We start from the raw sequence: 15,661 nt of genomic DNA on the forward strand, positions 1-15,661 counted from the left end.
AATTAGGAAATAAAGGTAAAAAAATCTAATTTTAACTTCCTAATCATAGTTTACTAAACCGGTTACCATTAAACCTTTCATCCTTTGAAGTGCTTTTTATCCTTCTTGCTGTGGCTTGCTCCATTGGTTGCATTAGGGGCTACAAACGACTCCTTTTGGAGCCGGATTCAGCTACAAAGCGCTTTTTCTATCCAAGTGGATCGATATAAAGTCCACATTAAGGGCATGCACCCTGGTAGCCAAACGGGTGAAATGGCAATCAATCGCACAACGGCACAAGCCTATCTGATCCGCTGGCACCATGCGCCTTCTATTCACTTTGAGAAAAATGACGCTGGAATAGGTGATAGTAAGGCTATAGGTGGTAGCAACGCTAAAGGCATCTTTGGCTTCACGGGAACAGGTATGACCCTGGCTGCACAACTTTTGGTGGCTATGGACTTTCAACAGCTGCGCATCGGTAGTGGTGTGGGTCTACGCTGCTCTTTTTTCAAAAAAATGGCGGGGCAATGGGTCGATAATATACCATCAAATGATACGCAAAATGAGGCAGGTAACACTTTATCCTATCTACCTGAACGGAGCTATTACTTTACTTGGACGCCTTTGGTTCGATTAGGGTTTAAGTTAATTGAAAATCAGAATTATACTTTATTAATAGATGGTACTTGGGCACCGCGCATCTACAACCATTCTGAATTAGATAAGGCCTATTATTGGATCTACGAGCGCAGCTTCGACTTGGGGGGCACATGGGAAAAAAAGATTACACGTTATCTGCATGGGCAGCTTCGGGTGGCTTATGGGTTTTGCTGCAACAATGAACTGGTGCAAACATATGAAAGATCCAACTCGAATCGGCCCATACCGAACGAGCTGATTAGTGTGAGCCATGCTATAGGTAGTATCATAGTCCAAGTGGGCATGAGCATGCGCCTACCAGGGCTAAGCAAATGTCCCATCAGGGGATGTGTTACCACACTAGACCATACCCATTATGGCAACCATTATAGAGGGGCATAACTGGTTACCGGCTCATAAGCTAAATGATAAGGCCTATATAGATCAAATGATACCAAAGAAGCTGTTTCTATTAGATGGGATGTCGCTCATCTACCGGGCGTATTTTGCTCTTGGTAAAGCGGTCACGGTGACCAGACAGGGCATTCAAACAGGGGCCATACTGGGCTTTGTCAACACTTTGGTAGAGGTGTTGCAAAAAGAAAAACCTACCCACCTGATTGTTGCCTTTGATGACAAAGCAAAAACTTTTCGACATGAACTATTTCCAGCCTATAAATCCCATCGACCCGCACAACCGGAAGAGATCTCTATAGCGATTCCTTATATCCAAGCGATCCTAGATGGGTTTGGGATTCTATCGGTGACGTGTAGCGGCTATGAGGCGGATGACCTGCTGGGCACATTGGCCAAAAAAGCGGTGGGCGCTACCACCTATATCGTCTCGACAGATAAAGACCTGGCACAGGTAGTAACGGATGGTATCTACCTCTATAAACCGAATAGCCATGGCCAAAAGGCAACGATACTTGGCAAAAAGGAAATCTTGGCGGAATGGGAGATCGTTAGACCAGAACAGGTAAGGGATATTCTAGCATTAGCAGGCGACCCTTCTGACTTTATTCCAGGTATTCCCTCTATTGGTAAAAAAACAGCGCGCAAACTGATCAAAGCGTTTGACCACTTAGAAAATGTACTGGCGCACAGCCACACGCTAAAGGGTCGGTTAAAAGCCAACCTCATTGAATATGCTGACCAGGGCCTACTCTCTAAACAGCTGGCCACTATTTGTACAGATGTGCCCATTGCGCTGGATTGGGAAGCATGCCGTTACCAGGGGCCCAATAGAACCAAATTGGAGTCGCTGTTTACCTCGCTGGAGTTTAAACAGCTTCAACAACGGTTATTTGGCGGGGCAACAGCTGATTTGTTTCAAACAACTGAAAGGGTTGCCGCTACGCTTACACAGCCAGACTGTGCCACATTGATGCAAAAACTGCAGCATATAGCGGTATGGGCTTTTGATATTGCTACTACCCACATCGATCCACACCGCGCGGACTTGCTAGGTATTGCTTTTTCCTACCAAACGGGACAAATAGATTATCTAATGATACCTACTGATCCAGCCGCAGCCGAACCATTGCTTGCACTGCTGCAGCCGCTCTTTAACCGTAGGGATATATGTAAAGTAGGCCACAATATAAAGGATGCACTGATCGTATTGCAACGCTATGGACTCCATGTAGCCCCTCCCCTATTTGATACAATGATCGCCCATGCGTTGGTGGCGCCTGATGGACGCCATACCTTCGCCGCCTTATCAGAACAATACCTAGACTACACACCAAACGATAGGGAAACCGTAGCACCCGAAGCACACAAAGGGTATCTCAACGAACAGGCAGCACTTACTTTGCAAGTATACCCAAAGCTTGTGCAAGCCCTAATGGATGAAGCGATGGAAAGGTTATTTTACGAGGTTGAAATGCCATTGGTGCCTGTACTAGCCGCAATTGAAATAGAGGGTGTTGCGATTGACTTAACCCTACTCAAGCAGCTAGGGGAAGAGATGGAACGCACCACCCATGATCTAAAAGAAAAGATTTATACATTGGCCGAAACCAACTTCAATATCGACTCTCCCAAACAGCTGGGGAAGGTATTATTTGAAAAATTAAAACTGCATGAAAAGCCTATTCAAACCAAAGGAGGTCAATATGCAACGGGAGAATCGGTATTGGCCAAACTCACCAAAGTGCATCCTATTGTGCCCATCATCATGGAACACCGGGCCTGGCAAAAACTCCGCTCTACCTATGTGGATGCACTCCCTACCATGGTCCACCCCATAGACCAACGGCTCCATGCCGCTTATCACCAAACTGTGGCCACAACGGGTCGGCTGAGTGCTACAGGACCTAATTTGCAAAACATACCGATTAAAGCCACCATAGGGCTCCGCAAAGCTTTTATTCCACACCGCCAAGGAGACTGTCTATTTTCTGCCGACTATTCGCAAATAGAACTACGGATTATGGCAGCCTATGCACAAGATGCAACGATGATCAGCGCCTTTCAAGCAGACAAAGACATTCATCAGATCACGGCGCGCAAACTGTTTAAAACAGAAGAGGTAGATCAGGAAATGCGACGAAAGGCTAAAATAGCCAACTTTGGCATCATATATGGCATTTCGGCTTTTGGCCTTGCGGAACGCATGGGTAATGTATCTAGAAAAGAGGCAGCTGAGTTGATCGCTGCCTACTTTGAAGAATTTCCAGGTATCAAAAACCATATGGAGCACGCTATAGCCCAGGCCAAACAAAAGGGATATGCTACTACCCTATTGGGTAGAAAACGTTGGTTGCCTGATATACACGCACGCAATAGTGCGCTACGCAGCTTTGCAGAACGCAATGCAATTAACACACCTATTCAAGGCAGTGCAGCAGAAATGATTAAATTGGCAATGATCCAGATTCACCACTGGCTAACCAGCCATAAGCTGAAAAGCAAACTGATTATACAGGTTCACGATGAACTGGTTTTTAATGTGCCAACAGAAGAAGTAGCGGAAATACAGCACCATATTCCACTGCTTATGGCACAAGCTTTGCCACTGGCAAATGTGCCGATTAAAGTAAATGGGCATATAGGCGCCAATTGGCTGGAAGCACATGGGTAATAACCTCAGATCAAAGCCACCCCTAGGTAAGATGTTTTGCCACTCTTGGTAAATTTTATATCATTGTAACAATCTATGGGCTTGGAATGAGAAGCTATGCAAACGATGCATCATTGATGCAAAAAAAATGTCTCTGTTCCAGTCACTGGTTTTTTGCGTTAAAAGAAAAACGCCCCTGTAAAAAGTCGCGGTGTAGCAAGTGTTATCTGACAGATGATGTAAAAAAACAGTTTCCTTTGAATCCCCCGAAGGGGGCACTTCCTGTTTTCCCATCTGCAAGATGACACTTTCAGCGCCTTTTTACCGAGGGCTTGATTTTTGTCCACTTTTTTATCAAGAAAAAAGTGGGATAAAAGTCATTATTAACCAGTATCGTGAACAGATACAAAAAATTTACACTTATGCTCAAAAAACAAAACAATTTTGTACAGCGGTTTTTTTCGACTGTCTTCTTTGCACCTGTCATTATTTTTGCCATTTTCTGGTCTGCATGGACCTATTTTTTTCTTTTTTTTTATGTAGCCATGTTGGCTATGTTAGAGTTTTATAAGTTGCTGAAGCAAGCCAATGTGGCACCCATGCGCGGCTACGGCATTTGCTTAGGACTACTCTTGTATACCATAGCCTTTTCTTACTACCTCCAAGGTAATTTTTTACCTATATTAAGTTATAGCTGTATTCCCTTAACGGTTTTAATATATATCGTTGCGCTCTATAGTCACAAGCCCTCTAATCCCTTTTTAGATATCGCGGCTACTTTTTTAGGAATCTTATATGTTGCCATTCCTTGTGGCATGCTGCACTATCTAGCCTTTTTTAAAGGCATCTATTCCAACCAGCTGATCCTGGGTTTATTGGCTATTGTTTGGAGTCAGGATACGGGGGCCTACCTAGTGGGTTCTACCATAGGACGAGCCAAACTCTTTAAACGGATCTCTCCTCAAAAAACATGGGAGGGTTTGGTGGCTGGTGCCTTATTTGCAGTTATGGCTGGTTATGGGACCGCCTATTTTTTTAATATTTTACCCTTATGGCAGTGGCTTTCGATCTCAGTGATTACCATTTTTACCGGTACCTATGGAGATTTGGTTGCTTCATTGCTGAAAAGAAGTGTAGATGCAAAAAACACTAGTGAAATGATTCCAGGTCATGGAGGACTCTTGGATAGAGTGGATAGTTTATTGTTAACCATTCCTACTATAGTGGCATTCTTAAAAATCACTTTGCTCTGTGGGTAAAAGGCATTATATAGGCTATGTGGAGCTTGATAAAAAACTAAACACATGTTTGTTTTGTTGAAAAACAGATGTTTGTATTATTTTTACTGTGTACCAATTTTTTTATCAATTTCCCTAAACGGCTGCGCATACCAACGGTCTATAGGCACAACTGAAACCAAACCTATTTTCGTTGCCCTTATGGGCAAAAGGGCTACCCATTGGATGACGGTTACAATAGTGCTGGATTTTAATTTTTCAAGTAATGAAAATACATAAAGAAGGAAAAGAAATTTTGTTATGGACGCCTGTGCTGCTGTTGCTGATCTATTATGGCATGCATAAAAAAGTGGTATTTAGTTACCATCAATCGATAGGGTTTGCAGTAGTAAGTGGTGCTTTGTATTTTTGGTTAATCTATTTTTTTAGAGATCCATACCGTATCATCCATACGCAAGATCAATATATACTAGGGCCAGCAGATGGTAAAGTTATTAATATTCAAAACGTATATGAGGAGGAGTACTTACAGGAAGAGTGCATCAAAATAAGTATATTTATGTCTCCCTTTAATGTACACGTGAATCGATTTCCGATGTCTGGTAGGATTGTCTTTTTTAAATACCACCCAGGTAAGTACTTGGTGGCTTTTCATCCTAAAGCTAGTACGCATAATGAAAGGACTTCCATCGTAATTGAAAATGAGAATGGTCAGCAAATTCTTTTTAGACAAATAGCCGGTTTTATGGCACGTCGCATCAAGTTTTATTTTAAAGAAGGGGAAGAGGTGCAACAGGGTGAAAAATGTGGTTTTATTAAGTTTGGTTCAAGAGCAGAGGTCTATTTGCCTCTGGATGCCGATATCCAGGTAGCTGTAGGTGATAAAATAAAAGGAGGGGTTACGGTTTTGGCCAAAATATAGTTTATGCCTACTTAAGGCTGTGCTGGCGCAGCCATGGTAGGGAAGTTGAGGCATACGATTTTGTGCTTGTTTTTAGTAGGTGTTCAGCCAATGGCGTTAACTTAAGGATTATTTTTGTTAATTTTCAAATAAAAATATCTATTCTTACCATTGGTTAATAATGGATTTTATCCCACTTTTTTCTTGATAAAAAGTGGACAAAAAATTAAGCCCTCGGCAAAAAGTCGCTGAAAGTATCATCTTACAGATGGGAAAACAGGAAGCGCCCCCAAAGGGGGCTTCAAAGGAAACTGTTTTTCCTAATCATCTGTAAAATGCCACTTTCTACACCGCGACTTTTTACAGGGGCGTTGTTCTTTTTACATAAAAACCAGTAAATTGAATAGATATATTTGCTGCCATTTCGTCAAGTTAAGGCGATTATGTCCGCCGATAAAAAAACTTGGCGGACATGAGCAGCGGCGTATACACATTAGCCATTTCTATCGCTGTGTTAGAATAGATATTCCTTAAGTTGACGCCATTGGGTGTTCAGCGCAGTGGTTGTTATTAGGTATTTGTTCAAGTCACTGCTTTTAGGCGATGTGGCCAATAGACTGATGTTTTTAGCTGTTTTTTTAGATTAAGATATGACGGTGCATGTGCGCTTTGCTCCTAGTCCAACAGGGGCCTTACATATTGGTAGTGTGAGAACCATTTTGTACAATTACCTTTTGGCCCAAAAAGCGGACGGACGGTTTATATTGCGTGTGGAAGATACAGATCAAAAGCGCTTGGTGGCAAGCGCAGAAGCGTATATTCTAGAAAGTTTACGTTGGCTGGGGATTGTGCCAGATGAAGGCCCTGAACAAGGGGGACCATTTGGGCCCTATAGACAATCTGAACGGATAGCCCTCTATCGGCAATACATCCAACCCTTATTGGATGGTGGCCACGCCTATTATGCATTTGACACACCCGAAGAGATCGAAACGATGCGGGAGCGGCTTAAAGCAGCAAAGGTAGACCACCCCCCCTACAACGCCATAAGCCGTGAATGGATGCGCAATGGGCTCACCATGCCTGCAGAACAGGTGCAGGAATGGATCGCAGCTGGAAAGCCTTACGTGATTCGACTGAAAGTACCGCATAAGGAACTCATACGCTTTAAAGATGGCGTCCGCGGCTGGGTAAAAGTAGATACGGCTACCTTGGACGATAAAGTGTTAATGAAGTCAGATAGCTGGCCTACTTACCACTTTGCTAGTGTAGTGGATGATCACCTGATGCAAATTACCCATGTGATCCGTGGCGAAGAGTGGTTACCATCTACGCCTATTCATATATTGTTATATCGTTACTTAGGGTGGGCGGATCAAATGCCTCAATTTATACATCTTCCCTTGCTATTAGCACCCAATGGTACGGGCAAGCTAAGCAAACGCCATGCGGATCAATATGGATTCCCAGCATTCCCAATCACTTGGAGTAGCCCAGACCTTACAGTGGAAAAGTCGTTTAGAGAAGCAGGCTATTTACCAGAGGCATTGTGGAACTTTTTGGCTTTATTGGGATGGAACCCAGGTACGCACCAAGAAATCTTTACCAAACAAGGTTTAATAGAGGCTTTTTCTCTGGAACGGCTAGGCAAATCAGGGGTTAAGTTTGATATCGCTAAAGCGAAATGGTTTAACCAACAGCATATTAAAAAACAAGGCCCAACGGCTTGGGCCAACTACTTTATCACAGAAGCAACGAAAGAAAATATAACTTGCAGCCAACAGGAGGCAATGGCCATTTGTAACCTTGTAAAGGATAGAATTACCTTCCCAAACGATTTCTGGCAGGAAGGCAGGTTTTTCTTCTTTGATCCTGTGGATTATGATGCTGAACTGATCCAGAAAAAGTGGAAACAGCAAACCAAAGAGGAGCTGGTGGCTTTTACCCAAAGGCTTACGGACTTAGCAACATGGGATGTGCATGCGATCAAAGAGGTGTTACAAACAATGCCTGGTATCAGGCCCGTCCTGCGTATGGCTCTGACAGGGGGTGTAGCAGGCCCAGACCTTACAGAAACCATAGCCTTATTGGGCAGGGCTAAAACGCATAAAAGAATAGAGGCATTTATGCTGAATGGGTACCGTGATGCTTAGTATCTGTTCACATTACTGGTTAATGATAAACTTTATCCCACTTTTTTCTTGTATTTGTTCACGTTACTGGTTCATAATAAATTTTATTCCACTTTTTTCTTAATAAAAAAGTGGACAAAAAATCAAGCCCTCGGAAAAAAGTCACTGAAAGTGTCATCTTACAGATGGAAAAACAGAAAGCGCCCCCAAAGGGGGCTTCAAAGGAAACTGTTTTTCCTAATCATCTGTAAAATGCCACTTTCTAAATCGCGACTTTTTTTCAAGGGCGGGTTTTTTGACGCAAAAAACCAGTGACTGGAACAGATACCTAATAACAACCACTGTGCTAAACACATACGATGCTTAGTCGTCTTTTTTATGCACGGCATGGTACAACAGATCTAGGCACTCCGAATGGCTAGCTCTATTGGCTGCATCAAGTGGCGTGTAACCATACTTATTTTTTACCATTAGCTCAATGTCTGTAGCCGCTACTAATGTTTGCACCGCCTCTACATGACCTTGCCATGCGGCATAATATAATGGGGTGTTTGCATGCTGATTTTTGCTATTCACATCAATCAACCTGCTAGACAACAATACCTTAAGCGCTGCTACATGTCCTACAAATGCGGCATAATGCAAAGGGGTGTTTGCATATTTATCCATGATGTTCACATTAATATTTACATTATCCAACAATACTTGGATCATTTTCACATGACCTGTGTATGACGCATAATGGAGCGGGACATAGGTATCTTGATCTACTGCATTGACATCCACGCCTGTAGATGGTGCAAGCAGTACTTGAAGTACCTCTACCTGTTCCTGCGCAACGGCATAATGTATGGGCGTATCGTCGTAGTTATTTCTTGCATTTACATCGATTGCTTTGTCTTGCAATAATACCTTGACTTGTTGCGCGTCACCTTTAAAGGCTGCCACATGTAGGAGCGTGTCACCATATCTATTCCTCTCAGCCATATTAATTGTTGTATGTGGTGCTCGCATATCCTCTAAAAGATGCCTCCTTGCGTGCACTAGAAAAATAACTTTAGGTTTAAATCTAAGCAACTTCTATAAGAAATCCTTCAACGCTTTACCACCTCCACTTAGATTGGGTTAGGCGGATACAAGCAACCTAGCGGACGGCTTTTTGATGGTAGATCTCCAATGCCTGTTTAGCTGCTTGTGCCAAGGCTTCTGCTATTTCACTACCCAAATATTGCTTGGCCAGCGCCACATCTACGATCAGGGTTTCATAAGCCATATATTTTACATCCTCTAATAGGGTATACCCAAAGGCATGACGTAGGTCATACAGCCGTTCGGCCAATTTAATAAAAAGTACAGAAAGCTGTACGTGATCTTCTTTAATGGCTTCCTTTAATCGATTCTGAACATAAAGCAAAGAAGGATGATCTAAGGTTTGGCGCTTATCTACCCCTACCACATTCAACACAAAGGCATAGACCCCTAAATTATAATGTTCCTTAACATAAGAAAGCGGCAAACAGGTATGACGCACCAACTCATAAAGCAAAGCAGCATAAATTACCTTAGGTGAATGAAACGCCCATTCTAGCACCAATTCGGCAATACCTATCACACGTACATAAAATAATTGGCCCGAGGCATGGCGCTTCAAGCCAAAGTGTTGCCTGAGTAATAAAAGTAGATTGGAAATCGTACCTACATCAATAGGATCTACTTTATAAGAGGACCTACAGACATAATCATGGAACTGCATTAAGGCCATCATTGCATCCGCCTGTTCCTTAGGTGTAACAGGGGCTGCTGAGGTCAAGCAATCTATAGGTAGCCTAAACATCATCCTATCACGAATTTCTGTGACATCAATAGGCAGTACCAGTAGCATAGTGCATGGTTTGCCATCAGCAGGATATTCTAAATATCCATAGTGGGCACAAACGATACTGGCTATAGTCTCTTGCTGTAGATCGATAGATGGATGCACTGCCTGCTTCCCTTCTGACCCCATAGTGCCCACCTGATCACTATACAAAGGCTTTACCTTCGGCAACGCCTCAGAAGAAATGGAAACGTTACGTACTACCCACCCAATAGCCTGAAAAAGCATCCAATGAGGCACGCTACTATCTATAGCATCTGCGCGTTTAAATTGCAAAGCCGTGGCATGCAGTTGGATGCTGACGATTGGTGGGGTAGGGCCATCTAATCTACCACTCACTCGTAAAACCGCCTGTACCAATGAATAGACTACTTGATGGACATCACATACCATATGGGAAGCTAACACACCACTAGGATCGACCGTTTGTTCTACCAATAACCTAGGCGGATCAGCTACCTCCTGGGATAGGGTACACTCTAGTTTGTAAATCAACTGGTCTAAGCTAATCTTAGCAGGCTGTAACAAAGCATGCGCTTTGGCTTGCTCATGCTTGCTGAAATAAGCCACCCAATCATAGAGCTTATTGATAATACTCTGGAAATCTTGCTTATAAATGGGAATATTGCCATCTAAAAAGGAGATAGCTTCCTCCATTTTATGGACTGCTTTTCCTAAAATAGAACCATACCTCTTAGGCAGACCCAAGCCAATAGAAGGGGCCATAGCTGCGTCATAAAGCGCTTCCTTGTGTTTTTGGGATGCACGCATCTGTACGCTATCTTTTAAATAACCTACTTGGTCAAAGTAAGCCTTGATTTTAGCTTTCAGGTAAATAAAAATACCCAAAATAAGTAACCCAAATCCCAAACAAAGCAGCAACAACAACGCTACACCTAAGGGTGATAGCATCAATAGGAGTGGCTTGGTACAGTAGATGGCGCTACAATAGAAGATTGTCATACACAGCGTAACCATTACAAAACTGACACCAAGATATAAAGGAAACACCAACAAGGTAACCGCTAAGTGGGCCAACGACAAACCCACATTCAACAAAAGTGGGGAACCCTGCCACCAATGCCAAATTACATTGATAGGCAAGCAAAAAGATAAGCCTATAACCCAGATCAAACCCAATACCCAATCAGGAATAAATTTTGGTGTTGTGGACAGAAATGTTTTATACCCTAAGAAGCAAGCGCCTACTAAAAGTTGTGCCATAAGCCAACCGACATGATCGACAATAGAGGCTATACAATAGAACAACAAATTAGTGATGACGATATAAATCCCCGAATAGGTTAATGCCGCATGGCTGGGTTGAAGCTTCGCTAAGGTAGCTTTGATATCTATCAAACCATTTTTAATCGCTTCTTTTTGCGCGCGCTGCTTACGCACATGCACTTGTTGCATTTGTATACATGTACGATCTGGGCCTATCCAACCTGTATTTTCCGGCTGCTTGAATAAATAGTGGGCCGCCATCATGGCTAGACCATTGGCTACCATACAAATAAAAGAACCATTGATAGCCGTTTTGGGTTCAATCCAGTGGTCCCAAGCTACAATAGATACGATGCCTGTACCCATACCAATCAAAGCGGTACGAGCAGTACCCCGAAAACCCAACACAGCCAAGATAAAAGGAGCAGTAGCAATCGGAAGCGAAAAGTCTAGACTTAATTTGAGCAAATTCAATAGATCGTTGCAATAAAAAGTCAATACCATAGCCAATATACCTATGCCTATACTCATCCACATGGCCAACCGGAGCTGGTGCGCATAAGGTGCCTTCTCTGGACTTCGTATACTCTGCAACATATCATGACTAATCATCACCGCACAGGCGTTTAGCTTAGAATCAGCTGTGGACATCGCCATAGCCAACAAACTGATACAAACCATGCCTTTAAAAACAGGAGGAACATGCGCCATGATATACCCCCAAATAGCCGTCACGGGTAAGTCGGGTGCAGCTACAAAAACAAATAGGCCAATCAGCATGATCAATAAGGTGATGACAAAACTGAAAAGTGTGGCATATAAAAACACCTTACCAGCTTGTATCGAACTAGAAGACATATAGACGCGCTGTAGGGTTGGAGGCTCTATGTAACCCATTAAAAAACTTAACAAAAGCAAACACATCGCTACTAGGTTCATATCAAAATGCAATACCGTACGCAATTGAAATTTTTCCTGACTTTGTAAAAAAGGAATGATTTCTGTAACGGATTTACCGGTACTTTTAAGCATAAACCATGCTAAAATAGGAATAATGATGGCAAAAGTGATAAATTGCAATACATCTGTAAAAGCAACCGCACGAATGCCTCCAAAACTAGAATAGCAAATCAAGATTACAGTCACTACAACCGTAATCGCCTTGGGATGTACGGAATCTAAACAGAGACTAATGGCTAAAGACATGGCACTGATTTGCATCGCAATCATAGCAATCGCATCGCAAATACCAGATAACGCTGTAATGATTCGGGCATATTTACCATATACGCTACCTATCGTTTCTGGCATAGAAAGATGACCCATAAATCGACCCATATATAAAGCCAACTTACTGATAATATAGAGATCAAACCCAGCCAAAAGATCCAAGATGATCCAGTAAAGGCCAAGTTGATGCACCTGCTGTACATTGCGTATCAAACCTCCTCCTCCATAAGCGGTAGCCAATACAGTGGCCACCAAAGTAGCAGTAGCAAACTGTCTATTACCTACAGCATATTGCTGAAAGGAAGTAATCTTTCGACTAAAATAAATACCAACCACTAAAGTCAATAATAGAAAAGAAACCACCATAAAAAGGGGTATATCTAAGAAGGGTGCCATAGCTAAATACGTCAATTAATTACAAATTAGTACACTGAAATAAGTTATATACAAATTATAAGGACTAATTTGTATCCATACAAGAATTTGTACATTTTTGATAAAAAAAGAAACAAAAAATTCTTTTATGCAATATAACATCTACCGTATGGTATAAAAAATGTGTATTAATGGCCTAAACAAAGGCTATTCATATAGGTTGACAAAAAAGATACCAATTCGATTTTGTATGGAACATTACACAGCCATTTCGTTATGGCTTTTTATAAAAAATTTCGATTCATGCTTAGTTTTTTTTAGATTTGGGTTCAAGTACCGAATAGGAATGTCCATAAAATGTTTTAGTCTGTTTGTAGGACGTGTGGTTCGCACACAGAACGGATGTAAGCTTTACGTTGGGAACAGGTACAGGAAACAGATACGAACTTAAAGCACAAGAGTAGATACAACATGGCGCATGTGGTCATTGATAGACCACGCGCAAGCAGACATAGCAGTAATGGAACTCAATCAATTTAAGGTTAAGCATATAGGCTCTACCATGCTTACACCTAGCGTAGCAGAGCTAACTTTTATACGTTCTGATCAACTGCCTTTTGGCTTTATACCGGGCCAATTTATTACTTTTTTGTTGCCGCATGCGTCTGGTAAAACCATCCCGCGTAGCTATAGCCTAGCCAATAGTCCAGGGGATAGATTAGACATCGCCATTGCACCTGTTGCGGGTGGATTCGCTACGAACATCCTTTTTAATTTAAAAATCGGAGATGAGTTGCGCTGTGTGGGGCCTAGAGGTAGGCTCATCCTGCAAACAGTAGAAAGTCCCTCCCAGTATATATTGGTAGCGACTGGAACAGGTGTAGCCCCCTATCGTTCTATGTTGCCTGCCCTTGCCCAACGACTAGAAGCAGATGACAAGCTAAAGGTAACGTTGCTATTGGGTGTACGTTATGCCAACGACCTACTTTATGCAGAAGATTTTATTGCTTTTGCGCAAAAATATGAAAGGTTTCATTTTCGTGGCTATCTCAGTAGAGCAGATGTATTGACCACACCTTATCACTATGCTGGATATGTGCAATCGGCCTTTGAGACACTTGACTTAAACCCAATGACTGATTTGGTATACCTCTGCGGCAACCCATATATGATTGATGATAGTATTGAAAAATTGGAAACAATGGGGTTTAACCCACAACGTATCAAACGTGAAAAATATATTTCTCGTGGTGTGTAAAGAAATAGCATCTATTCCATCTGTAGGTTGAGGACCTAAAACTATAGTACCGTGTTGCGTTTTAGATTTTTAAAAGTTTCAGTAACGATTGATCTGAGTTATTGGATCTTTTTATTGTTGGTAATGGGTAGTGTAGACGGACCATATACGCAAGGCTTACTATGGTCTAGTATCTTCACTTTTAGTATACTTATACATGAATATGGCCATGCATTAACTGCTCTTTTTTTTGGTGCGACACCTACTGTTGTACTGCAAGCTTTGGGTGGAAGAACCATCTTTAATGAATCACAGCTAACGGACAAACAAAAATTTTTCATTACCCTTGCAGGACCGCTGTTTCAAGGATTACTGACATTAGTGGCTTATCTATTGCTGCAATGTAATATGGTCAGTGGCTACTTATTGAACTATTTGCTCTCCGTGACGATGTATATCAATAGTAGATGGTTGTTATTGAATTTAATACCTATTGCACCACTGGATGGTGGCTGGCTGGTGCGTTATATTCTAGAAAAAAAATTTGGTCATAAAGGGTATGTAGCTAGTCTGATCATCGGGCTGGCCGCTGCTGCTATTGCGATTCCTTGCTTTTACCTTCAAGGATACCATTGGTTCTTTATCATGCAGCTCTTTATATGTGGATGGCATTACTGTAAACGCTTGGAACAAGAGTGGTAACACCATGAAATCTTATCGTATGAAATGGAAATTTGGTTTATTGTGCAAAGGGCAACTAACATGGATAGTCCTGGTACTGATGGTAATGGCTTGCAAAAGAAAGGCACCTAGACATGAGCCAAAGCTTCCTGGAGGTCAGGAAAATATAGCCAACTCCATAATGAAAGCAAGTTGGACCCAGGGACCTAAAAGTAGACCCAAAGACGCGCAACCAGCAGATGAGGATTGGTATACGATATTTAAAAGCAGACCAGAGGGAAAAATGCTGTTAAAGCATAGTAGGGATCAGGACCTCAAGCCCTTATATATAGCGCCAGATGAAGATCCAGATGCACAAAATGATTGGTATACACGCATAGAAACCAGCCTAACGACAGCAAACCATAAAGATAGCCACCCATTGCGTAACCTGCCTGATGCATTACTGGTTTATTTTCCAAGAGTGCAAGCAGATGGTTCTTGGGAGAAACGTATGTTAATGGACATAGCCTTTATAACCATTAGCGCTAACCCAGTAGTACCCAACTCAGAAAGACATACTTTTGCTTTAACCGCATTTGTAGCACAGATGCAACAAAATGCTGATATAAAGCCTCTAATTGTTTACGTAAAAAAGGATCAAGAATGGTTTTTTTACAAACATAATGATCCGCAAGCTGGGCATGCTACTTGCAAGCAAGATAGCAATACAAAGCATCTTTCTACTATAAACGCGATGCGTTGCGCATCAGGGGCAGGTATCATCTTTTTGTACCAAAAAATTAGATAGTATCTGTTCACATTACTGGTTAATAATGAACTTTATCCCACTTTTTTCTTGATAAAAAAACGGACAAAAAATCAAGCCCTCGGTAAAGTGCCACTTTCTAAACCGCAACTTTTTACAGGGGCAGGTTTTTTTTGACGCAAAAAACCACTGCGATGAACAGATACGAAAATAAATTAAAATACTTTTGTCCGACTTTTTCAGGCCACTATAGATATATATTATTCCATATCAATGTTTTTTTATATTTTTTATATACGCTCATAAACTGTCGCATTCTTTTCTGTTG

At 41.9% G+C, this 15,661-nt stretch carries 10 protein-coding genes; 8 read left to right on the forward strand and 2 right to left on the reverse strand.

The window, feature by feature from the left end:
• Positions 1–84 precede the first annotated feature (84 nt).
• The 5 genes from NLX65_RS01165 (at position 85) to gltX (ending at position 7,980) form a co-directional block, all read left to right on the forward strand.
• Positions 85–1,023 (forward strand): hypothetical protein, encoded by a 939-nt coding sequence (locus NLX65_RS01165; protein WP_260536290.1) that lies wholly within the window; start codon positions 85–87, stop codon positions 1,021–1,023.
• A complete protein-coding gene (gene polA, locus NLX65_RS01170) occupies positions 998–3,709 on the forward strand; it encodes a DNA polymerase I (RefSeq protein ID WP_260536292.1) in 2,712 nt (903 codons plus the stop codon). Before NLX65_RS01165 ends, polA begins: the two co-directional genes overlap by 26 nt.
• Before the next feature lie 401 nt (positions 3,710–4,110).
• Entirely contained in the window at positions 4,111–4,947 is an 837-nt protein-coding gene (locus NLX65_RS01175; protein ID WP_260536294.1) for a phosphatidate cytidylyltransferase, read from the forward strand.
• A gap of 244 nt (positions 4,948–5,191) precedes the next feature.
• A complete protein-coding gene (locus NLX65_RS01180; protein ID WP_260536297.1) occupies positions 5,192–5,848 on the forward strand; it encodes a phosphatidylserine decarboxylase family protein in 657 nt (218 codons plus the stop codon).
• 629 nt (positions 5,849–6,477) lie between these two features.
• A complete protein-coding gene (gene gltX / locus NLX65_RS01185; protein ID WP_260536299.1) occupies positions 6,478–7,980 on the forward strand; it encodes a glutamate--tRNA ligase in 1,503 nt (500 codons plus the stop codon).
• 342 nt (positions 7,981–8,322) lie between these two features.
• Here the strand turns inward: gltX and NLX65_RS01190 are convergent, their stop codons facing one another.
• Together NLX65_RS01190 and NLX65_RS01195 are read right to left on the reverse strand one after the other, a co-directional pair.
• Entirely contained in the window at positions 8,323–8,946 is a 624-nt protein-coding gene (locus tag NLX65_RS01190; RefSeq protein WP_260536302.1) for an ankyrin repeat domain-containing protein, read from the reverse strand.
• A gap of 157 nt (positions 8,947–9,103) precedes the next feature.
• Positions 9,104–12,688: a sodium:solute symporter family transporter gene (locus NLX65_RS01195; RefSeq protein ID WP_260536305.1), complete on the reverse strand. Its 3,585-nt coding sequence runs from the start codon at positions 12,686–12,688 to the stop codon at positions 9,104–9,106.
• A 457-nt stretch (positions 12,689–13,145) separates the two neighbouring features.
• On the opposite strand from NLX65_RS01195, the gene NLX65_RS01200 reads away from it, so the two are divergent.
• The 3 genes from NLX65_RS01200 to NLX65_RS01210 are packed head-to-tail and all read left to right on the forward strand — an operon-like array spanning position 13,146 to position 15,375.
• On the forward strand, positions 13,146–13,925 hold the full coding sequence (locus NLX65_RS01200) for an FAD-binding oxidoreductase (RefSeq protein WP_260536308.1): 780 nt from the start codon (positions 13,146–13,148) through the stop codon (positions 13,923–13,925).
• Between the two features lie 54 nt (positions 13,926–13,979).
• Positions 13,980–14,606 (forward strand): metalloprotease, encoded by a 627-nt coding sequence (locus tag NLX65_RS01205; protein WP_260536310.1) that lies wholly within the window; start codon positions 13,980–13,982, stop codon positions 14,604–14,606.
• A 4-nt stretch (positions 14,607–14,610) separates the two neighbouring features.
• A complete protein-coding gene (locus NLX65_RS01210; protein ID WP_260536313.1) occupies positions 14,611–15,375 on the forward strand; it encodes a hypothetical protein in 765 nt (254 codons plus the stop codon).
• The last annotated feature ends 286 nt before the right edge of the window (positions 15,376–15,661 follow it).

Origin of the sequence: Candidatus Cardinium sp. TP, from assembly GCF_025215055.1 — a bacterium.
Lineage (GTDB): Bacteria > Bacteroidota > Bacteroidia > Cytophagales > Amoebophilaceae > Cardinium.